Here is a 22682-nt window from a genome sequence, read left to right as displayed (position 1 = left end):
AGAAATATGAATATAGATGAAGTGACTTCGCAAGTGAAAAATAATTTTTCTAAATGGCAAAGTAAATTAGTAGATTTGGTGGCGATTCCCTCTATTTCGGTAGATTCTTTTGATCAATCTACCTTGAAGCGCTCGGCGAAATGGATCGCGGAAGAGGCGGAAAAACTGGGGCTTTCGGCGCAGATAATAAACTTAGAGACCGATTCTGGTAAAAAAGGGCGGCCAGCTATTTTGGCGCAGCGCCCGGCTGCACCTGGGAAACCGACGGTACTGCTCTATGCTCATCACGATGTGCAGCCCACTGGCGATTTAGAGCTCTGGGATACGCAGCCTTTTCAAGCGGTAGAAAAAGATGGCCGGCTATTTGGGCGAGGCGCAGCTGACGATAAAGCGGGAGTAGTCCTGCATCTAGCGGCAATTGAAGCGGCCAATCCCGGAGTGGGAATTACACTTTTTGTAGAGGGAGAAGAAGAAGTAGGCTCGCCAACTTTCGTCGATTTCCTGCATACTTATAAAAAAGAGCTACAAGCCGATGTAATAGTCGTAGCTGATTCTAATAATTGGCAGGTAGGTACTCCTTCTCTCACTACCTCGCTCCGCGGAGTAGTGCAGATGAGTGCGCGGGTAGCTGTGTTGGATCATCCCGTGCATTCGGGAATGTATTCTGGGCCGGTAATTGATGCGGTCACCGTGGCTGCTCGGCTTATTGCTACTTTTCATGACGAAGCTGGGAATATTGTTGTAGAGGGCTTAGCTCAATCTGATACTGCCACCGTCGATTATGAAGAAGAAGTGCTTCGCAAAGATACCGGTATTTTGGATGGTGTAGAGTTTGCCGGCAGTGGTTCTTTCACTTCGCGGCTTTGGACTAAACCGACTATTTCGGTAATCGGCATGGACGTAACTCCAAATGAAGTAGCTTCGAACACTCTGATTCCGCAGGTAGAATTCACTCTTTCCCTGCGAGTAGCTCCGGGGCAAGATCCGCGCGCAGCGGCGGCGGCTTTAGAGGAACATATGCGCAAACATGTGCCTTTTGGAGCGCATATTGATGTGCGGGTAAATGAATGCGGTCCCTCTTTTATTGCGGATACGGATTCTCCGGCGAATGAAATGGCTCATTGGGCGTTACATGAGGCCTGGGGAGTGGAACCGATTAATATGGGTATTGGTGGTTCGATACCTTTTATCTCGGATCTAGCTGAGCTATTCCCGAATGCGGAAATTTTGGTGACGGGTGTAGAAGATCCAGATTCACGCGCGCACTCTGCCAATGAATCTTTGCATCTAGGGGACTGGCAGAAAGCTATTACGGCCGAAGCACTATTGCTTTCTAAGCTCGGGGAGTAAAATCCCGGCTCGGCTGCGGAAATAGTCGATGAATATCTTATTGCTGAGCCTACCGCTGCCCGGTTTGACTGGGCAGCAGGTAGCCGATATTGCGCAGACAGCTTGGAAAGAAGTGCGCCCAGAGGATACTCTGCAAATTTTTCCTTTCACGGAAGGAAGTCCACTTCCGGGCGTAGGGAGCGGATTAGCGGAGGTATATGAAGCGGCAGTTGGAGAAATTACTCCGCTTCCACTTCCATATCCCGCTTTTTCGATGGCGCAGGGCCGGCATGCAGTAATAGATTGTGCCACCACCCACAGCTGGTATGGCCAAAAATCTTTGACTGGCTCCACTGCTGATTTAGGAAAAACTGTACAAGCTTTGCCGGAAATTGGAGTGGAGAATCTACATCTGCACTTGCCGCGCTTCATGGCGCCTACGGATTTAGGGAAAGGATTTTTAGGCAGTTTTGGCACGGCGAAAGAAAATAATTTAGCCGGCAGCTATCTGGCGCTGCGCCGCACTTTACAAGAGTTACAGACGGTAATTACCTTCGATACTCCGCAAGTGCTGGACGGTATTTCTGGTATGGCCCGCAGCTGGATGCACTACGGTATTTCTGGAGAAGAAGCACAAGATTTTTCGCGGCAAGTCGGGGAGTGGGTGCATAAAATAGGGAAAATAGCAGATCACTACTATCCAGATTTGCTCAGCGCTCAAAGCGCGGAAAGCAGCGAATCCAATTTTTCTATCCACTTTGAAAGCTCTCCGCTTTCTGCTCGCTCTCCCCGTTCTGCTAATTCAGGCGTAGGTGGTGGAATCGGATTCCTAGGCGCTCTCTGCGATATTCCTTGTTGGCCACTAGGTGAATATCTGTATACAGCTCATATCGGAGTGAAATTACGGGAAGCTATGGCCACTGCTGATTTAGTGGCCTATATCGGGGGAAATATAGCAGCCGATTTTCCGGCCGGTTTACGCCAGGTTGCGCAGGTAGCAGCCCAGCGCGCTATTGCTTGCCTCGTACTCACGGATTTTTCTACTCTGCGCCGGGGAGATATTCCGCAATATGGGCTGGCCGGGTGCTATGAGCTGCATCCAGAATCCGCTTTTTTACCGCTATCGCAGTATATGCAGTTTCCAACTGTGCAGGTTACTCCTGTCCAATTAGGGCAGGCCGTGCAACGTTTAGCGCACACTTGGGGCTGGTAATACTTAGGGTTGGCGCGCTCTTTAGGAAAAGACTAGAGTAACTTCTTAGGACTGCCTGCTGAAAATATAAGGGAGAGGAAATTAAATGAGTGATAAGCAAGAACCGGCTACGCATGGAGTAGTACTTACCGACGCGGCGGCTGCGAAAGTAAAATCTTTATTAGAGCAGGAAGGTCGGGATGATTTGCGTTTGCGCGTATCTGTGCAACCCGGGGGATGCTCAGGGCTTATTTATCAGCTGTATTTTGACGAGCGCCTTTTAGAAGGAGATTTGCTTCGCGAATTTTCGGGTGTAGAAGTTGTGGTAGATGAGATGTCGGCGCCTTATTTGGATGGTGCTACGGTAGATTTCGCTGATACGATTGAGCGGCAAGGATTCACTATTGACAATCCAAATGCGGTAGGCACCTGCGCATGCGGAGAATCTTTTCACTGAGATATTTCCCGATATTTCTTAAGGTAAATCTGCGATTAAGGACAAATTCATGAAGCGTAAAATTACTGCCCTTTTCCTAGTGGGAATTTTAGCCTTTGGTATTGCTGCTTGTAGTGGCTCCGAATCTGGAAAAGGAAAAGCAGATAAGCTCCCGGCTTGGAACGGCGAAAAATTAGAGTTAGTGGGGAAGGATGCCAGCACAAAGATAAAATTTCCCGCTACTAAGGCGCCGGAAAAATTAGAGGTGCAGGTGGATAAAGCCGGTGACGGTAAAGAAGTAGCTGCAGATGATTTTGTAATCGCTCATTACGTAGGGCAAGTTTGGGGTAACGACAAACCTTTCGATTCCTCTTTTGAGCGGGGAGTTCCGAGTGGATTTTCCTTAAATCAGGTGATAGCAGGCTGGAAAGACGGTTTAGCTGGGCAAAAAGTAGGTACGCATTTAATGCTTAGTGTGCCAGCTAATTTAGGATACGGCCCGCAGGGTGGAAATAAGAATGCGGGTATCGGCCCGGAAGATGTAATTTCCTTCTATATAGAAATAATCGATTCTTATGGGCGCAATCAGGCGGGTGAAGCCAATGCAACCAAAGAAGCTGATATTGCCAAACTTCCAGTGGAGATTACCGGGGAATTAGGGGCTCCAATAGAGGTGAAAGTAAAATCGGGAATTCCGGAACCGACTGCTCAGAAAGCTACGGTAATCGCGCGTGGTAGTGGAAAACCACTAGGGGATAAGAATACTACTGCTTATATTCAGTATGCGATGTCGTTCTGGGATAACTCCAATGGGGAGAGTACCTATGTATCTACTGGACCGCAGCCAGTACAGATCGGCGGTGGAAGTGTATTCGATTCTCTAGTCGGAATTCCGATAGGCTCGCGGGTACTCATCGAGAAACCAGCTACTAGTGATACTAAATCGCCGACTGCGGGGGCATACGCAGTAGTAGTAGATATTGTGGGGCAGATGGCCGGCCCAGCTCCGCAAGAATAAAAGTAAATAGGCGCTATACTCAGTAGCTCAAAAATTAGATTATCGATACACTTAGAGAGAATGCTCTTTAGCTGCTAGGTAGGAGGAAGAATGGCAGAAAGAGAAGAAAAAATTTCAGCCGAGCCGGGCACCGTCAATGTGATGGTGTATTCCGATAACCGTACGGTGCGGGAAGAAGTAATAGCGGCGATTGGTACTCATCTCGCGAATGATCTACCCGAAATCAATTGGGTAGAAGCAGCTACTTGGCCAGGAGCAGAATTGAAGGTGCAAGAAAGAGAAATTTCCCTTTTGATTCTGGACGCCGAAGCGAAGAAGCTAGGTGGAATTGGACTGGGAAAGAAAGTCCGCGATGAATATGTGCCGGATATGCCCTATATCGTGCTCATTGCGCGCCCCCAAGATGAGTGGCTAGCACGCTCGGCGGCTCCGAATGCTATTTTGCAGTATCCCATTCAGCCTCGGGAGATAAGCCGAGAAGCGGCGCGCATTCTGCGGGAAAAGCTTGCTAAATAGTTTTTGAAATAGCTAGTAGAAACTTTAATAAAGAAAAAGAAAGGGAAACCATGTCAGTTCGGCGGGTAGCATTACTAACGGCAGGCGGCTTCGCCCCTTGTCTCTCTACTGCAGTTGGAGAATTAATTGAGCGCTACGATGCATACGATCCGAGTATTGAAATTATTGGTTATCAATATGGCTATCACGGTTTGCTCACCGGTAACTATATAGTCTTTGACGAAGAGGCGCGGAAGAATGCCGGGGTATTGAAGAATTTTGGTGGATCGCCAATTGGAAATTCGCGCGTAAAGCTTACTAATTCCCAAAATTTAGTAGAGCGCGGCCTTATTAAACCGGGTGAAAATGCCTTGCAGGTAGCTGCCGAGCGGTTAAAGCAAGACGGTGTAGATGTACTACATACAATTGGTGGCGATGATACCAATACTACGGCGGCGGATTTAGCTGCTTATTTGCATGAAAATGGCTACGAGTTGACGGTAGTAGGCTTACCGAAGACCATCGATAACGATATCGTGCCAATTAAGCAGTCTTTAGGTGCGCGTACGGCAGCTGATCAAGTATCTCGCTATGCACAAAATATTATTGGAGAGCACCGTTCCAACCCGCGTATGCTCATTATTCATGAAATAATGGGGCGAAATTGCGGATATCTAGCGGCGCAGGGCACTGCTGATTACCATAATTGGGTGAAAGAGCAGCAATTCTTACCTTCGGCTGGTTTGATGAAGGAGCGCTGGGATGTACATGCTCTCTATATTCCGGAAATTACTTTTGATTTAGATACGGAAGCTTCCCGTCTGCGCGCAATTATGGACGAAATCGGGAATGTAAATATCTTCCTTTCTGAAGGAGCTGGAGTAGCCGAAATTATTGAGGAAATGCTGGAAGAAGGCATCGAAGTAGAGCGTGATCCGTTCGGGCACGTAAAGCTAGATACTATTAATCCAGGTGCTTGGTTTGCTAATCGCTTTGCGCTCAGCATTGGAGCAGAAAAAGTGATGGTGCAGAAATCTGGATACTTCTCCCGTTCCGCTCACTCCAACGCTTATGATTTAGAGTTGATTGCCGCAGTAGCTGAGAAAGCAGTAGAGTGCGCTTTGGCTGGTAAATCAGGGCTAATTGGAGAAGACGAAGAGAATCTTGGTTCGCTCTCCGCCATCGATTTCAAGCGGGTAGCTGGAGCAAAGCCGTTTGACGTAAATCAGCCTTGGTTTAAAGAGCTGATGGAGGAAATTGGCCAGCCTTGGGAGCCGAAGCCGGTGGAACTTCCCTAAGGGAAATCGGCGTTTCCGGGCAAGTTTATATTAATGGCGCATCCGCTGGGTGAGAATTATTGCTCAGCGGATGTTGCTGTGAATAAGGTCGAAAAATGAGAGTGATGCATGGCTAGTAGTACAGCTTGGCATAATTTCCCTGCCCGCCAACAGCCCCAATATGCTGATTCTGCTGCTTTAGAAAAAGTAATTACGGAGATTCATAATTTACCTCCCTTAGTTCCCCAAGCAGAAATCGATGAGTTGACTTCTCTAATTGCTGCAAGCGGAAGAGGGGAAGTTTTTCTGCTGCAAGGGGGCGACTGCGCAGAAACTTTTGTAGATTCTTCACCGGCGCGTATTCGAGCTAAGTTACAGACGCTGCAACAGATGGCATTGGTGCTGAATATCGGCACTTCTTTGCCAGTGGTGAAGGTAGGAAGAATTGCGGGGCAATATGCAAAGCCGCGTTCGCTTCCTACGGAAATCCAAGATGGAATAGAACTGCCGTCCTATCGGGGTGATGCCGTAAATGGTTTTGCTTTTACGCGGGCTTCGCGCAGCTTCGATCCGGAACGTCTGCTGGAAGCCTATCGGCACGCGGCAAAAACTTTGCATTTTATTCACAATTTTGCGGCCGAACCGCTTCCTGATTGGCACTATTCTTTTTTGCCGACCAGTAATTCGGCTATCGATCCGCTTTATAGTCGTTACCAGTATTTAATGGCGGAAATTGCGGAGTATCTTCGGCAAAATCCCGAAAAATCCCAGTTTTCTCCACCCGAAAGTAATTTTTATTCTGCACACGAGGCGCTGTTACTTCGTTATGAGGAAGCACTTACCCGCTGCGGAGTGAAAAAAGATCGTCTTTATAATTTTGGTGCCCATTTTCTTTGGATAGGAGAGCGCACCCGCGATATAAACGAAGCGCACGTGGAGATGCTTTCCCATATTTCGAACCCCATAGGTGTAAAAATTGGACCTAAGGCACAGGTAGAAGAAGTACTGGCCTTAATTGAAAAATTGAATCCACAAAATCAGCCGGGTCGTCTCAGTTTAATTATGCGCCTGGGAGCAAAGAAGATATCTGCCCTGCTGCCTCCGCTCATTGAAGCGGTGCAGCGGGAAGGGAAAGTGGTCACTTGGATAAGCGATCCGATGCACGGCAATACGATTTCGGCTTGTAATGGCTACAAGACGCGGCGGATGCAAGATATCTGGGAAGAACTCTATCGCTTCTTTCAGATACATTTTCAGCTGGGTACGGTACCAGGAGGAATTCATATTGAGCTCACCAGTGACGACGTGACAGAAGTATTGGGCGGAGCAGAGAAAATAGATGAAGATATCCTTGCTACTCGTTATGAGGCGCTGGTAGATCCGCGGTTGAATCGACGGCAATCTTTAGAGACTGCTTTTCGGGTGGCAGAGATATTTCGCGAATTCGCTCAGCCCAATAATTAGATTTCTTTGGCTAGCCCTTGGAACCTCTGGCTAGCCCTTAGAAATTGGATAGCTAGAAGCTGCGTTTAGACTACTTTAATTACTACCGTAGTGCCAGGTTGAGCCATTTCTCCGCCGGCTGGACTCTGGAAGCGTACTTGCCCTAGGAAGCCTCCCCAGTAGGCTTCCCGCTCTACATGGAATCCAGCGTTCTCTAAGGTACGTTTTGCACTTTCTTCCGCCATTCCTACTACTGAAGGTACTGCAATAGGATGCGGACCTTTCGAAACCACTAAAGCTATTACATCTCCCCGGTAGAGAGTCTGCCCAGCTGCCACATTTTGGGCGATGATTTGCCCCTTCGCGGCGCTATCGGAATACTCTTCCGTATAGGAAGCGCTCAAACCCATCTTAGTGAGAGCCGCTTCGGCATCTGCGCGCGATTTTCCTTGTAAATCTGGCACCGTTAAGGGCTCTTTCCCTTTAGAAATAGTGATAGTGACCGGCGAATCGTGTGCTACTATCTTGCCACCTTGTGGTGTTTGAGCCGCCACGCTATCTTTTGGTATAGAATCCGACCAGCCTTCGGTGATTTCTGGCTGGAAGCGAGCATCTTTGAGTTTCTTGACGGCTTCTTCTTTGCTCAGCCCAATAACATCGGGCACTTCGAGCTGTTCTACTCCTTTGGAAATATAGAGCAGTAAAGGCTTCCGGGGGCTAGCTTTTTTCCCGCCAGCCGGGTCGGTGCGAGTGGCGTGATCAGCAGCGATATCATCCGAAAATTCTGATTTCACTTCCACTTTGAATCCAGCTTTTTCGAGTGCTTCTTGGGCCGCCGGTGCGCTTAAATTGGTTATTTCCGGTACTTTTATTCGCATTCCCGGGCCTGCCAAAAACCACCAACAAGCTGCCCCAGTGAGAGCAGTAAGAATTAGGCCGATAAGTAAAATCAAAAAGGGGCGGCGTCTTTTCGAGGGAGTTTTACTCTTCTTGGTTTTTGCGGAATTTATTTCTGGCGAATCTGCTTCAGCAGAATTTGCACTGGCTACAGAATCGGGATAAAAATCTGCTGGCAATACGCCGGTGGCTGTGTTAGCTGGCGCCGGTTCATCTGCCCAGATCGGTGCAGCGGCCGCTGAGGAATCGGCGGCCTGTGTATCAATCTGTAGAGTGGGATTCTCCGGAGTATCTTCCGTATCTTCCGCAGCTTTGGGGATGCGCGGCGGAAATATCGGGATACGGCGCAGTAGTTTTTCTTCCGGAATTCCTTGCGCAATATTGTCCAATGCAGCTGCGGCAGCATTCCCGTCTGCTGGGCGGGTAGCTGCGTCTTTCGCAGTGAAAAGCGCGAGTAAAGAATCAATTTCCGGCGGAATCCAATCGGCTTGTTCGTGCAGGCGGGGGAGCGTCTTATTTACATGGGCCCAGGCAATAGTGAGTGGAGAATCTCCGGTATAGGGAGTTTTTCCGGAAAGCATCTCAAAGAGCATAATACCTGCGGCATATATATCGGCGGCAGGCGTAATTTTTCCTTTTTCAATGATTTCCGGTGCTACATAGGCTACTGTCCCCAGTACGGAAGATGTATGGAGAGAATCGCTATCGCTGGCCGCCTTTGCCAGTCCAAAATCTGCTACTTTTACTTGTGCGTCGGTAGTAGACCGGTTTTCACCGCTATCCACCGGCTTGGTTAAGAGAATATTTTCTGGCTTCACATCGCGGTGAATAATTCCTCTGCTGTGGGCAGTCCCTAAGGCGAGCAAAATTTGCTTCAATAATTGCAAGCATTGCCCGAGGCTAAAAGATCCATTTTTCTGTAATTCACTGCGTAAAGTAGGGCCGGATACCAGTTCCATTACGAGATAAGCGCGTTCGCCGGCCGGAGTATTCGCAATGCCTTGGTCGTGAATATTTACTATATAAGGAGAGGAAAGAGAGGCAGCCGCTTGCGCTTCTTGAATAAAACGGCGCGTAAAATTGGCTTGCTCCGCCAGATGCGGATGGATAAATTTTATTGCCACTTCTCGATTCAGCCGGTTGTCGAGAGCACGGTATACGCTGGCCATTCCTCCGCGAGCGATGCGGGCTTTTATTAAATAACGCTCAGCAATTATTTTTCCTAATAGCGGATCTACAATTTCCACGTATCTAGCCTACCTAATGAAGCGAGTCCGACTGAAGTGTCAGCCGGACTCGCGTGTCTATATGCAATAATTTATTTTTTCAAAAGCATACTAACTTTTAAAAGCGGTTCATCGCTGCTTTTACTTTAGCTACATATTGTACAGTGTCGGAGCGCATGCCATAACGGCGCACGCCGCCCAATCCCTGGTAGTAGCCAGCAATGCCTTCTTCTAAGGAGCTGGCGCTATTTTGCAGCGAGCGAATAATTGCAATTCCAGCCGTAATATTGTCAGCGGGGTTAAGCAGATTTAAATCTCTTCCTACTAGCTGCGAGGCCCAGACGCCAGAGCTGGGAATTACCTGCATAGTACCGATAGCATTAGCAGGGGATACGGCAGTGGCATCGAATCCAGATTCCACAAAAGCATGCGCTAATGCTAAGCGCGGATCTACGCCCATTTGTTGAGCCGTACTTACAATCATGCTCTGTACTTCTGCGCGGCTTGGCACGCTGGAATTGATAAGCGCATTCTTGTTTTCGTTAGCGGCTTGTACCGTGGCATCTGGATAGGTATAACCAGGGAAATTATTGGTCACGAGTTGCTTCTGACTCGGAGCAGCCGGTGCGGTCGGAGTGGCGACGCTGGCATTCTTAGAAGTTCCGGAGATGGTTAGTTTCTGCCCAACGTAAATATGGGAGCTATCGGCGATGCGATTTAGCTGTACCAAAGCATTCACGCTGGTGCCGTGGGCCCGGGCAATTCCCCAGAGGGTATCGCCGCGTTGCACAGTGTAGACGGTATTGCTACTCGCAACTGGAGCAGGTGCACTCGGGGCAGATTGTGGTGCCGGTGCTGGCGCCGGAGCAGGTGCAGCAGGTGCCACGGGGGCAGGAGCCGCAGGAGTCGCTGGCGCCACTGGGGTAGTAGTGGCGGGCGCGTTCTTAGCCGGAATCACAAGGCGCTGCCCTGGGAAAATCAGGGAGCTATTAGATATGCGATTTGCAGCGGTAATGCTACGAATAGTTACTCCGTGCGCCCGCGAGATTCCCCAGAGGGTATCGCCGCTTTTTACGGTGTAGACGTTATTAGCGCTGGCAGCCGGAGCAGGTGCGCTCGGTGCTGCTTGTGGAGCCGCAGCGGGAGCGGCAGCGGGAGCGGCAGGCGCCGCAGCGGGAGCAGTTTTTTGATTAGGGATTACTAAGGTTTGCCCCGGATAGATTAAGTGCACGTTGTGCAGGGAATTTGCCTGGGCAATAGCTGCTACCGTGGTGCCAAATTTGTGGGAGATTCCCCAGAGAGTATCGCCGTTGCGTACTTTATATGTAGTGCGCGGGGCGGCTTTCTGCACAGAAGCTCCAAGTGCTTTATTATGTAGGGCCAGATTTCCCTGCATATTTGCTGGCGCCGGAGCTGCGTTGGCGCTGGTAGTGCCCACTGCGCCAATTATTCCTACTAGTGTAGCGGTGGCTAATGCCGTACCCGTTTTTACACCATATTTCTTAGACAAGGCCAACCTCCATACAGTTGCCGAGAAAAATCAAGCCGTTAAAATTGATATTCTTGATTAGAATGTTACAAAAGTGATAATAGTTCATATTGAGGTGTGTCGCAAAGCTTTTTTGGGAAATAGCGGATTAATATATGTGAATTGCGCCTAAATTAGAAAAATTTAGCTAAAAATGGCGGAAAATCTCTTGGCGTCACTAGTTGAGAAATGCGGCACAAGCTTTTTGAGGAAATATTCGGTTTTTAAGGATGTACTCTAAGAATGCATTCTTCGAATACATAGATTTTAAGAATGTAGAAGAGTCTTCCAGAAATAGCTAATAGTCTCTCGTAAAACTCAGGTGCTTTTCCCAGAAATTAAATAGAAGAAATTTAGCGAAAATAATTCCTAAAATTTTCGCCCAGCGAGTGCCGTCAATAAATAACGAAGAATTTTCGAATCAGCGGGCAGTTTTTCGAGTTCCTGTGCCGCAGTCGCTTCTTTTTCAGCAATTAAATCTTCGTGACGGGCATAAGCTCCACATTCTTTGGCAATGCCTTGTATAGCTGCCAAATCGCTTTCTTGAAGAGGAGTTCCTAGATAGTTATCGATAATGCGGCGCGAATCTGAATCAGTCATTTCTCGAATCATTGCCAGCAGCACCGTGCGTTTCCCTTCGGTAATATCTCCTCCGGCTGCTTTCCCCATGACGGCATCTTTTCCAAATAATCCAAGAGCGTCGTCACGCAACTGGAAAGCTTGCCCGAGCGGGATCCCTAAATTAGAAATTTGCTGGAGAAACTCGGAATCTGCTCCGGCTAATTGGGCTCCGAGGCGCAGAGGTATTTCTACCGAATAGCGGGCAGATTTATGGTAGAGCACATTCAGAGCTCGGGTAATTGCCGCGGAATTTCCCACTCCGAGCGGGGTATATTCGGCGCGATTATCTAGGTACTGCCCATAGGCTACTTCTGCCGTCATTTTGTGAAAAGTGCGGCGGGCAGCAGCGAAAGCAGCGGGGGAGTTGTGTTCGGCCTTTTCAAATGCACATCCGGCGAGGGAAAGTAGAAAATCTCCTAGTAAAAGTGCTGATTTTTTGCCATATGCGCAACTTTCTCCTTGCAGATTAGAATTCTCATGTTGCTTTTGCATACTTATATGTGCAGTCGGTAAACCGCGGCGGCGGGTAGCGGCATCCACGATGTCGTCGTGTACAAGCGCGGAGGCTTGATAAATTTCTAAGGCAGCTCCGCCTTGTACTGGTAAAGAAGTGCTGTCTCCGGTGTATAGTTCCCAACCGGCGGCTAAGAATAGGGCACGCGTGCGCTTTCCTTGGCTCAGAAGCTGGCGGGCAGGAAAAAGAAAATCATCTAGTTCCGGAAGTGCCGGCGTATCGCCCAGCCAGGAACGAGAAGAAAGTTCGGTAGATATATGCTCTTCTACTGCTTGGCGAAACTCCGCGATTATTTTTTCCATACCTTTAGCCTAATCTATAGGCGATTTTGTCCACAATCGGGCGAGCGTGAATTCAAAGCTGCGGAATTATTTTTGGAAAATGTGGCATCGCCAGCCTCATTATTCTGGCGGTATGGAAAGAGAATTTCATCTGGATAATCTGGCAGATACGCTGCTACTTATACCTCATCTATTGGGATATTATCCGCAACAAAAAATAGTGGTACTTGCCTTACGGAAAATATTAGATACAGAATCTGCGCCGGTGCGGCAAAAGCTCTATCAAGCTGGCCCGTTGTTGTTATTTCCAGGCGATAATTCTCTTTCGGCTGCGCAGTTAGCTACGCGCAGTACCCAGATGCTTATTGATTTTTCTGCCGATATTGCGGTAATAGCTTGGTACAGCAAAAACAGTGTAGCTATGCAAAAAAATTTTTTGCTTGGGCGGAGGTTGCGGCAAATGCGTGCAGAGCTAGAGCAAAAACGCCAGCAAAATGGCACTTTCTTAAAAATAGGGATATGGGGATTTTTTACTGATTATCGAGAGTGGGGATATCTTTTTGATTCGTCTATGGGTGCAACTTTGCCAAAGCTGGAAAATTTTTCGGATTTGCGCGCTGGGAATCTCGGAATGCAACTAATTTACGGTGGTTCGGCACCATTAAATCATTTTCCACTTCCGCCTGCCGGGGAGAGTGTGGGGAAGCAGAGTTCAGGAAAGCAGAGTGTGGGGAATAATTCTCCGATTGAGAAAGTAGATTTAGCTGCGTTGCAGCGCGTATCGGTGGAGGCGGAAAAACTGTGGGAGGAAATGCTTTCGCAATTTATCAAAACTAAAAATAGTAATAGTAAATGCGGAGAAATTAGGGAGAACGCTGGCGCAGATAATACCCAGCCACAAGTAGATCTGGGAATAACGAATCAAGCAGAGCGGGGAATAAGGAAAATATCTGCAGCGGAAAATGTAGAAAAATTAGCTTTGCGAAGTGCGCGGAAATTGGATTCGAATACTGCACAGCACTTACTAATTGGGCTGCGGAATATCGAAGTGCGTGATAAGGTGATTCTCTATGCAGTATATGCGCCGCTTTCTAGCTTGCAGGGGATTTCAAAAGAACAGATCGCGGATTTTCTCGATGCAGCTTGCCGAGAATTGCCAGATAAGACGAAAATACTGCAAGTAATTCATTTTCTGGAAAGGATTCAGATTTCTTGCTCGGTACCAGAAGTGAGTGTTTTTAGCGTCATTGCTTATCTGTATTGGTGGTTAGGAAAAGGTGATTATGCGCATTTTTATCTACAACAAGCGCAACAGATAGATGCAAAATATCAATTGGCACAGCTATTAGAAAAGGCATTGCATTTGCAACTTTTTCCGCCGTGGCTAGAAAATACTGCGAATTGGGAATAAAAACCTTTTCAGCCGCGTTCTAGGTAATGGCGCTTTAGTGGGGCGCTTTCGCGTAGCGAGATTATTTTAGTTATAATGAGTCGGCTGGCTTTTGCCCGCCTAATACCTAGATATGAAAGGTCACCTGTGGCTGCTAAGTCTAAAAAAGATACTGCGAAAAGCACTGCCGAAAAGCTACCGCCAAGCGCTGCGGAAAATTCTAATTTAGCTGCGAGTGCGGAACGGCCCGTGAAAAGTGCCGTAAAAGCTGTTTGGGTAGAGTACCGGGTGAGCCGGGGGGAGTTGAGTAAAGAAGCTGCGACGGCTCTTACAAAACAAGAACTTATTGAATACACAGCTCCCGAAGCTAGCAAGAGTAAAGCTGCTAGGACCGATAAGAAGGCTCCAGCTATTAAGGTGGATAAGACTGCGAAAGCTGCTAAAGAAGATAAAGACGAAGTAAAGGCACCGAAAGCGCCGAAAGCAGCGAAGGCACAGCCGGCGAAAAAAGATAAAGAAGATAAAAAAGGCAAAGCCGCTAAAACTAGTAAAGCTGGCAAAAACACTAAAGCTAGTAAAGCTGATAAAGACGATAAAGATAGTAAGGCCGATAAAACTGCGAAAGCCGCTAAAAAAGAAGTAAAAGAGCAGAAAGCTACGAAAGCGGCTACGAAAAAAGAAAGCTCAAAGCAAGCTACTGCGAAAAAAGCGACAGAAAAGGCAGAAAAGAAGAGCCGTTCTGCCCAAAAAGAAGAAGTAAAACCCGCGGATGATTTAGAAGCAGTAGAAGAAGATTTTCCGGAAGAAAGTGAAACAGCTGCTACTCCCGATGAGTTAGAGGATTTCGACGACGTAGAATTTTCGGAAGATGAAGAAGAATTCATTGAAGAAGATGACGATGACGACGATACCGAGAGCGTCGATACAGATGAAAGTGAATTAGAAGAGGACGAAGACGAAGACGAAAAAGAACTGGATGAAGAAACCCAGACCGTCATCGTAACTTCTAGTAAAGCCGGAAAAGATCAAGATTCGGCAGGCGCTTTCGTAATGAAAGATTCGGATGATGCCGATGAACCTAAACAGCGCGTAACTGCGGCGGGAGCGACGGCAGATCCGGTAAAAGATTATCTAAAGCAAATTGGAAAAGTGGCACTGCTGGATGCTGCCCAGGAAGTGGAACTGGCAAAACGCATTGAAGCCGGTCTTTATGCTGCCCATCTTTTAGAAACTTCCGAAATTTCCGATCATAAGTATGAGCGTGAATTAAAAATTATTGCACGGGATGGGCATAATGCGAAGAATCATTTATTGGAAGCTAATCTACGCTTAGTAGTATCGCTGGCAAAGCGCTATACCGGGCGGGGAATGCTCTTTTTAGATTTGATTCAAGAAGGCAATTTAGGGCTAGTACGAGCAGTAGAAAAGTTTGATTACGCCAAAGGTTATAAATTCTCCACCTATGCTACGTGGTGGATTCGCCAGGCGATTACCCGTGCGATGGCTGACCAGGCGCGAACCATTCGTATCCCGGTGCATATGGTAGAAGTAATCAATAAATTAGCGCGCGTACAGCGGCAGATGCTTCAGGATTTAGGGCGAGAGCCTACTGTAGAAGAGCTCGCTAATGAGCTGGATATGAGCGAAGAAAAGGTAGTGGAAGTCCAGCGGTACGGGCGGGAACCTATTTCTTTGCACACCCCACTCGGGGAAGATGGCGATTCTGAATTCGGTGATTTAATCGAAGATTCCGAAGCAGTAGCGCCTTCAGAAGCGGTAGGCTTCACTCTTTTGCAAGAGCAACTTCAACAGGTGTTGGATACGCTTTCCGAGCGAGAAGCAGGCGTAGTTTCTATGCGCTTTGGTTTAAGTGATGGGCAGCCTAAGACTTTGGACGAAATCGGTAAGGTATACGGAGTTACCCGCGAGCGGATTCGGCAGATTGAATCTAAAACGATGTCGAAACTTCGTCACCCTTCACGTTCCCAAGTGCTGCGCGATTACTTAGATTAAGCATATATTTACCCGGCTTTCGGGATTTAAGGTGCAGTTTTAGATAAGAAATCGCCATCTTATATAAGAGGGCATAGCCTTATCTAAAGGGCACAAACTCATATAGTCTATATAAAAGGCAGCTGTGCCGGCGGAATCCATGCCTGGGCTTTTTCCCAGGCGCAGGGCTGTACCTCTTCGTGTTGGCGATTAATAGCAGAGTTTGTATAACGCTCTCCGCGTGCTTCTTTAGCGGCAAAAATACGCAGTAATTCTGCTGTGGCGCGGGCATCGTCGAGTGCGCGATGTGCATGCGGAATTTCAATTTCCAGCCGAGCACACAGTTTGCCAAGAGAGTGAGGTCCGGGTGGGCAATAGATATAGGAAGAATCTAGGGTACAGGCAGTGGCAGTAGCAGGAATAAAAAGTGGCGAGCCGCTGCGGGCAAATTCGGCATTTAAGAAGGAGCAGTCGAATTTAATATTGTGCCCCACGATGACGGTGCCAGAAAGCAGAGAAATTAGCTCCGAGTAGCAGGCGGAAAATTGGGGTTTTCCAAGTAGATCTGCGGGAGTAATTCCGTGTATCCACTGTGCCCCCAAAGTGGAAGGTAACGGAGCACCAGGCGGGAATGGAGAAATAAGTGAATTCCAGGCCGCTATTTCTTGCAAGTTTTCATCTAGCTGCACGGCAGCAATTTCAATTATGCGCGAATGCTGCGGGGAAAGACCAGTAGTCTCTAAATCGATTACGCAGTAGCGCGCCGCAGCTCCGGTAGTAACTCCGGCAGTAGTTTCACACACCTCTTCAGCCTAAGACAGTGGAGAACTTTTACCAAATATGTAGCAGTGTTTTGTTCGTCAGTGGCGAAAGATAAGAGCGGTATCTAGAATTTTCCTTTTAATAGTGTTTATATCGAAGTGTGAGTACAGTTATTGCCGAAAAGTCAGTGGAAACGCCGCAGCTTACTGCGGCAGATAGATGCGATGTATGCGGTGCCCGCGCCTATATGAAAGCCGAGCTGCAAAATGGTGCTCTCTATTTTTGCGCTCATCACGGGCGGAAGCACAAGGAAGCTCTAGCAAAAACAGCTACCTATATTGTGGATGAAACTGCACTTCTCTCGTGATTCGTGGCGATGTGAGCAGCACGCCTCATAGCCTCCTGCTAGGTCATTTTCTATCAGATAAAATCTACCTGTGGTCAATAAAGGGAAACGGCAAGAAGAATACACAGCCCGTCATTTATCAGTTTTAGAAGGGCTGGAAGCGGTACGGAAACGCCCGGGAATGTATATCGGATCTACCGATTCGCGTGGTCTTATGCATTGTGCTTGGGAAATTATCGATAATTCGGTAGACGAAGCACTCGAAGGATACGCCGACCATATTCAAGTAACTATCTATGAAGATGGATCAGTAGAGGTAGTAGATAACGGCCGAGGAATACCAGTGGATGAAGTGCCTGGTACCGGAGCTTCGGGAGTAGAAGTCGTATATACGAAGCTGCATGCAGGCGGAAAGTTTGGCGGCGGATCATACGCGGCAGCGGGTGGTTTACACGGCGTAGGCTCATCTGTGGTAAACGCACTTTCGGAACGCCTCGATGTGGAAGTAAATCGCGATGGCAAGACTTGGGCGATGTCTTTTAAGCGCGGCGAACCGGGAATCTTTAGCGATAAAAAAGGTACCCGCCGCCCGGATGCGCCATTTTCCCCTTTTACGGAAAGCTCTGAGCTACGGGTAATTAAGAAAGTTCCGCAGAAAAATACGGGAACTTTGGTGCGCTACTGGGCAGATCCGGAAATTTTCCCAGCTAGTGCTGTCTTCAACTATGAAGAATTGCGGGAAAGAGTGCGGGAAAAAGCTTTTCTTGTGCCTGGATTGCGGATATCGCTTTGGGATAAGCGGATTAAAGAAGATTCTGCCGCTGGAGAGGTAGCTGGGCGAGAAGAGTTTCATTATGCCGGGGGAGTGAAAGATTTTGCGGAATACTTAGCCGAAGATCCTGCGCTCACGGGAGTAATGCATATTCGGGGCATGGATACTTTTTCCGAGGTGGTACAGCAGCTCGATAAGAAATCAGGGCATTTGCACAGCGTAGAGGTAGAGCGCGAATGTCAGGTAGATATCGCCTTGCGGTGGGGCACTGGTTACGATACGAAAGAAGAATCTTTCGTCAACATTATCGCCACGCCCAAAGGGGGGACGCATCTACAGGGTTTTGAGATGGGGCTTGTGAAGGCAGTCCGCGCGCAAATAGATGCGCGTTCGCGGCAGTTAAAAGTAGGAGCGCGCGATCCGCGTATTGAAAAGGAAGATATCCTCGCCGGGCTAACTGCCGTCATTTCGGTGAGTTTTCCAGAGCCACAGTTTGAAGGGCAAACTAAAGAAGTGCTCGGCACTGCTCCGGTGCGAGCAATAGTGGCAAAGATAGTAGAGCAGCAGCTGACGGAACTACTTAGCTCGCGAAAGCGCGATAAAAAGACGGAAAATATGCGGTTGCTAGAAAAAATAGTGGCGGAGATGCGAGCCCGAGTGGCGGCGCGCACCCAAAAGGAGATATCGCGGCGGAAAAATGCGCTGGAGACCTCCACTTTCCCGGCTAAATTAGCTGATTGCCGCAGTGAAAATGTGGAAAAATCTGAGCTCTTTATTGTAGAGGGCGATTCTGCTCTGGGTACTGCGAAATTGGCGCGTTCCTCAGAATTCCAAGCCTTGCTTCCCATTCGCGGGAAAATTCTCAATGTGCAGAAAGCTACTCCGGGAGAAATACTCAAAAATAAAGAAGTTTCGGCAATTATCCAGGTGGTGGGAGCAGGATCGGGGCGCACTTTCGATATAGATGCTGCCCGCTATGGAAAAGTTATTTTTATGACTGACGCCGATGTAGATGGAGCCCATATTCGCACCCTGCTGCTCACGCTGTTTTTCCGTTATATGCGCCCGCTCGTAGAAGCGGGGCGGGTATATGCGGCCGTACCTCCGCTACATCGAATTGAAGTTGCGGGCGGAAAACGCGGAGAAAAAGAATATATCTACACTTATTCGGAAGCACAGCTACATCAAGAATTAGCACGGTTAAAGCAGCAGAAGCGTAGTTATAAAGAGCCGATTCAACGCTATAAAGGCCTGGGAGAAATGGATGCCGACCAGCTGGCTGAAACTACGATGGATCCGGCGCATCGCACGCTGCGGCGTATTTCTATGGAAGATGCCGCTGCCCTCCAGTATGCGGAAGAAACTTTTGAAATGCTGATGGGAAGCGAGGTAGCTCCGCGCAAAGATTTTATTGTAGAGGGCGCAGCTAATATATCCCGAGCTGATATCGACGCATAGTTGCGGTGAGTTTTAATTTACACAATCGTAACTAGGGCAGCGAAATATCAGGAGAAAATAATTTGTTAAAGTAGCTACTATGGTGGAAAAAAATTCGGCGGTGGAAAGCCGGCAAAGTAGTCTGAGCGGTACTTTAGAGCGCCGAATTCAAGCTCCGGAAAAGATTCCTTACCCGGGGGAGCATCTCGGTTTGAGCTGGCGCCGGATACAAAATTCCGATATGCCAGCAATAATAGAGCTGTATCGCGAGGCAGGTAGTGGTTTAATAGCTGGAGAAGATTCTAGCATCGAAGCTTTTAGTGAATTTTTAGCGGCCGCGCTAGCAGCGGGGGCTCATGCCGATACGCTGGCGGGTTGGAATAGCGCAGGAGAAGTAAAAGCATTTGCTTTAGTGAAAGTTGCGGAGGACGCGCTTACCGAATTGCAAGCGCAAATTGTGGGTGTAGTCAGCGATAGCTGGCGCGGAAAAGGAATCGGCCGTACTATTTTGGAATGGCAAGATGGGCGGGCACGCCAGCTTCTATTGGCGGATGGGCGCGATTTACCTTTTGCTATTTGTACTCAGGTGGATGCGCGCAATACCGAACGGCGGCGTCTGCTTACCGCAGGAGGATTTTCGGCCAAATGTCGGTTTACTACTTTTCAGCGTTCGCTCACTGCAGGAGATGCTTATCTCGGAAAAGCAGCTCGAGAAAGCATAGCTGCAAAAGGTTATACCCTTTTACCTTTTAGCGCGGAATATGACGAAGAATTGCGCCGTATTTTCAATCGTATTTTGATTTCGCACAGTCAACGCCAGCGTCAACCGCTATCGGAGACTAATTGGAAAATATATCGGAAACGTTTCTCCGCAGATAATTCGCTCTTGCTTCTCCAGGAGGGCATAATTATCGGCTATGCGCTGTGTATGCCCAATCAAGAGGCCTTAGTGGTAAAAGATTTTGGCGTAGAACGAGGGATGCGCGATAAATCGCTGGAGACGGAACTAGTGCTGGCACTTATCGCTAATGCTATCTCCGCGGAGTTTTCGCAGCTACAAGTGGAAATCGGCAGTGAAATGAAGATGGAAGAATCTTTCCTCTCGCCTTTTGGATTTACTCCAGATGCTGCCAATATCGTCTATTCAATTGATCTATAGTACTAATAGTTTTTAGCTTGATTTACTATTTTTCCTTAGCCAATTGCATATACGACCTGTTTTAACGGCGTGCCAGAAGCATCGCGTTTTTCCTCAATTTCGGGGAGGCTTACCGCTTTGCCGTTGGCATCTACGGCGCGGGCAGGTAACGGACCGACCCAAGCACGGGTGAGAATATCTTCTCCTTTTAAGAAGCGCTGCGCCCTTACCCCTTGAGTAGCTCGGCCTTTTTCTGGGAAAGCCGAAAGTGGTGTCACTTTAGCGCGCCCCGGCGTAGTGCCCGGCAGTGCGGCAGCTGCTCCAGAGATAGTCACTACTGCGTAAGTTGAAAATTCCTCATTTTCCACTGCTGCTCCGGTAATTACGGAGGCCGCATCGGGAAGTTTAATACCGGAAATACCTTGGCCACTGCGCCCCTGCGGGCGCACTGCCGTGGCTGGGAAATGTAGCAACTGGGCTTGGGAAGTTATAAGCACAATTTCGCTGCTATCGGCAGCAGGGAAAGCGGCTATTACCTCGTCACCTTCTTGTAGAGAAATTATTTCAAAATTATTCTTTAGCGGATAATCGGCGATTAGACGTTTAATTTTTCCACTCCAAGTAGCCAAGGCTAAGGGGGGAGCAGATTTTTCTAAACTGCATATAGCTACAGGGCGTTCATCTTTTCCTAGGAGGAGCAGCTCGTCTAAGAGAGCTCCTCCGGCCAAGCTGGGGGCAGAATCGGTCTCGGGAATAGCCGGAATATCTACGACGGAAAGCCGTATCATGTTTCCTTGTGAAGTTACTACCCCGATTTCTGCCAGGTTGGAAGTAGCTACGGCCATCCGCAGGGCATCGTGCGGAGCCCGCAGGCCTGAACGGCTGGGAGGATTTTTGCTCACCACGCGGGCAATTCGCCCGGTGCTAGAATAGAGCACCCAACAAGGATCATCTGCCACTTTTAGCTGCATTTTTGTATTCTTGTCAGTCTCAGCTACGCTATCTGCTTCTAGTAATAAAGTGCGCCGAGGCGTGCCGTAAATATCGGCAATTTCTTGCATCTCTGCGGACACTAATTTTTTCAACTCCACCTCAGAGGCCAGAATTTTTTGCAGATAAGCAATTCTTTCTTGTAAATCTGCTTGCTGTTTTTCCAGCTCTAGTTGGGAAAACTTAGTGAGCCGGCGTAGGCGTAGCTCTAAGATATATTCAGCTTGCCGCTGTGAAAGATCGAAAATATCCATTAAGCGCTGCCGCGCGCGCTCGGAATCTTCGGAAGAACGAATTACTTGGATTACTTCGTCGATATCCATTAAGGCAATGAGCAGGCCTTCAATAAGGTGTAGTTGCTCTAAAGCTTTATTGAGCCGGAATTGGCTGCGCCGGCGCGTCACCTGTAGTCGGTGGTCGATATATACATTTAGTAAGTCTTTTAATCCGAGAAGTCGCGGCTGTCCATCTACTAAAGCCACGTTATTTATACCAAAAGATTCTTCTAAAGGAGTGTGCTTATAGAGTGCGGCGAGCACTGCTTCGGGGTTAAAAGAATTTTTCACTTCGATGACGAGCCGCATTCCGTGGTGTCGATCAGTGTGATTCTGCACCGCGGAGATTCCTTTAAGCTTTTTACTTTGAATACCGCTCTTTATTTTTTCAATTACTTTTTCCGCTCCCGTAAGATAGGGGAGCTCCGTGACTACTATTCCCTTTTTCCGGGCCGAGATATTCTCAATATGGGCAGTGGCGCGCGTGCGGAAAATTCCCTGGCCACTGGCATAGGCTTGCCGTATTCCTTCTAGCCCCACAATTTTTCCGCCTTCCGGCAGGTCCGGGCCAGGAATATAGCGCATTAATTCATCTAAATCTGCTTCCGGATGCATAAGTAAATGGCGTGCTCCGGCGATCACCTCTCGCAAATTATGCGATGGCATATTGGTGGCCATCCCTACCGCAATTCCCGAGGCGCCATTAACTAGCAAATTGGGGATAGCTGCTGGTAGCACTTCTGGTTGGAGCAAAGTATTATCATAATTTGCCACCATATCCACGACTTCTTCATCTAAAGAATCCGTCATCGCCAGTGCTGCTGGCGCCATACGTACTTCTGTGTAGCGTGGAGCCGCGGGGCCGTCGTCGAGAGAACCAAAATTACCGTGGCCATCTACAAGGGGGAGACGCATAGTAAAAGGCTGCGCGAGGCGCACCATGGCGTCATATATGGCAGTATCTCCGTGTGGATGCAGCCGCCCCATCACATCTCCCACTACGCGGGAAGATTTCACGTGACCTTTATCAGGGCGCAGACCCATACGATACATCTGAAAAAGAATTCGCCGCTGTACTGGCTTTAAGCCGTCGCGAGCATCGGGAAGAGCACGAGCATAAATCACGGAATAGGAATACTCTAAAAAAGATTTCCGCATTTCTTCAGATACGTCGATATCTTCAATATGTTCTTCGATTACAACATCCCGTTTTTTCGCCATATTCCTATTATGAGGTATTTAGTGGTTTTTCCCTGGAAGTACAGCCGTGTGTGAATGTGAGATTTGGAGAGTGTAGTATTTTAGAAAGATAGGGGTAAAGAT

The 22682-nt window shown here is 48.2% G+C and carries 17 protein-coding genes; 12 read left to right on the top strand and 5 right to left on the bottom strand.

The features are described 5' to 3' along the window. The first annotated feature begins 6 nt into the window (after positions 1-6). The 7 genes from BQ7117_RS05040 (at position 7) to BQ7117_RS05010 (ending at position 7211) form a co-directional block, all read left to right on the top strand. Complete coding sequence (locus tag BQ7117_RS05040) at positions 7-1350, top strand: dipeptidase (protein ID WP_073996484.1); 1344 nt, start codon at positions 7-9, stop codon at positions 1348-1350. A 28-nt stretch (positions 1351-1378) separates the two neighbouring features. Beyond that, on the top strand, positions 1379-2542 hold the full coding sequence (locus BQ7117_RS05035) for a hypothetical protein (protein ID WP_073996483.1): 1164 nt from the start codon (positions 1379-1381) through the stop codon (positions 2540-2542). An 85-nt stretch (positions 2543-2627) separates the two neighbouring features. After that, entirely contained in the window at positions 2628-2978 is a 351-nt protein-coding gene (gene erpA / locus BQ7117_RS05030; RefSeq protein WP_073996482.1) for an iron-sulfur cluster insertion protein ErpA, read from the top strand. A 49-nt stretch (positions 2979-3027) separates the two neighbouring features. Then, on the top strand, positions 3028-3975 hold the full coding sequence (locus BQ7117_RS05025) for an FKBP-type peptidyl-prolyl cis-trans isomerase (protein WP_073996481.1): 948 nt from the start codon (positions 3028-3030) through the stop codon (positions 3973-3975). A gap of 90 nt (positions 3976-4065) precedes the next feature. Further along, a complete protein-coding gene (locus BQ7117_RS05020; RefSeq protein ID WP_084789916.1) occupies positions 4066-4491 on the top strand; it encodes a hypothetical protein in 426 nt (141 codons plus the stop codon). A gap of 50 nt (positions 4492-4541) precedes the next feature. Next, positions 4542-5768 carry a pyrophosphate--fructose-6-phosphate 1-phosphotransferase gene (locus tag BQ7117_RS05015; RefSeq protein ID WP_073996480.1) on the top strand — a complete coding sequence of 409 codons (1227 nt, stop codon included), beginning with the start codon at positions 4542-4544 and terminating at the stop codon, positions 5766-5768. A gap of 108 nt (positions 5769-5876) precedes the next feature. Further along, a complete protein-coding gene (locus tag BQ7117_RS05010; protein ID WP_073996479.1) occupies positions 5877-7211 on the top strand; it encodes a 3-deoxy-7-phosphoheptulonate synthase in 1335 nt (444 codons plus the stop codon). Positions 7212-7276: 65 nt separating this feature from the next. Here the strand turns inward: BQ7117_RS05010 and pknB are convergent, their stop codons facing one another. The 3 genes from pknB to BQ7117_RS04995 form a co-directional block, all read right to left on the bottom strand. Next, positions 7277-9334 carry a Stk1 family PASTA domain-containing Ser/Thr kinase gene (gene pknB / locus BQ7117_RS05005; RefSeq protein WP_073996478.1) on the bottom strand — a complete coding sequence of 686 codons (2058 nt, stop codon included), beginning with the start codon at positions 9332-9334 and terminating at the stop codon, positions 7277-7279. Positions 9335-9431: 97 nt separating this feature from the next. Next, positions 9432-10823, bottom strand: a complete 1392-nt coding sequence (locus BQ7117_RS05000) for a LysM peptidoglycan-binding domain-containing protein (protein ID WP_073996477.1) — start codon at positions 10821-10823, stop codon at positions 9432-9434. Positions 10824-11210: 387 nt separating this feature from the next. Continuing rightward, a complete protein-coding gene (locus BQ7117_RS04995; protein ID WP_073996476.1) occupies positions 11211-12278 on the bottom strand; it encodes a polyprenyl synthetase family protein in 1068 nt (355 codons plus the stop codon). 112 nt (positions 12279-12390) lie between these two features. On the opposite strand from BQ7117_RS04995, the gene BQ7117_RS04990 reads away from it, so the two are divergent. Together BQ7117_RS04990 and BQ7117_RS04985 are read left to right on the top strand one after the other, a co-directional pair. Next, positions 12391-13668: a DUF4192 family protein gene (locus BQ7117_RS04990; RefSeq protein WP_161939422.1), complete on the top strand. Its 1278-nt coding sequence runs from the start codon at positions 12391-12393 to the stop codon at positions 13666-13668. A gap of 267 nt (positions 13669-13935) precedes the next feature. Beyond that, the gene (locus BQ7117_RS04985; RefSeq protein ID WP_419865609.1) at positions 13936-15660 is read left to right on the top strand and encodes an RNA polymerase sigma factor; all 1725 of its coding nucleotides are present in this window, start codon (positions 13936-13938) and stop codon (positions 15658-15660) included. 107 nt (positions 15661-15767) lie between these two features. Here BQ7117_RS04985 and BQ7117_RS04980 read toward each other — a convergent pair whose 3' ends face one another. Continuing rightward, positions 15768-16442: a 3'-5' exonuclease gene (locus BQ7117_RS04980; RefSeq protein WP_073996474.1), complete on the bottom strand. Its 675-nt coding sequence runs from the start codon at positions 16440-16442 to the stop codon at positions 15768-15770. Between the two features lie 119 nt (positions 16443-16561). Here BQ7117_RS04980 and BQ7117_RS04975 point away from each other — a divergent pair, with 119 nt between their 5' ends. From BQ7117_RS04975 to BQ7117_RS04965, 3 genes are all read left to right on the top strand, one after another. Beyond that, complete coding sequence (locus BQ7117_RS04975; protein ID WP_073996473.1) at positions 16562-16768, top strand: DUF7455 domain-containing protein; 207 nt, start codon at positions 16562-16564, stop codon at positions 16766-16768. A gap of 70 nt (positions 16769-16838) precedes the next feature. Further along, positions 16839-18977 (top strand): DNA gyrase/topoisomerase IV subunit B, encoded by a 2139-nt coding sequence (locus tag BQ7117_RS04970; RefSeq protein WP_073996472.1) that lies wholly within the window; start codon positions 16839-16841, stop codon positions 18975-18977. A gap of 79 nt (positions 18978-19056) precedes the next feature. Further along, positions 19057-20115, top strand: coding sequence for a GNAT family N-acetyltransferase (locus tag BQ7117_RS04965; RefSeq protein ID WP_073996471.1), 1059 nt, complete (start codon positions 19057-19059; stop codon positions 20113-20115). Between the two features lie 35 nt (positions 20116-20150). Here BQ7117_RS04965 and BQ7117_RS04960 read toward each other — a convergent pair whose 3' ends face one another. Further along, complete coding sequence (locus BQ7117_RS04960; RefSeq protein WP_073996470.1) at positions 20151-22580, bottom strand: DNA gyrase/topoisomerase IV subunit A; 2430 nt, start codon at positions 22578-22580, stop codon at positions 20151-20153. Positions 22581-22682: the final 102 nt, after the last annotated feature.

The organism is Arcanobacterium urinimassiliense (genome assembly GCF_900119495.1).
GTDB classification, from domain to species: Bacteria; Actinomycetota; Actinomycetes; order Actinomycetales; family Actinomycetaceae; genus Arcanobacterium_A; species Arcanobacterium_A urinimassiliense.
The sequence above is the reverse complement of the archived record's forward strand: the minus strand, read 5'-3'. Positions and strand labels throughout refer to the sequence as shown.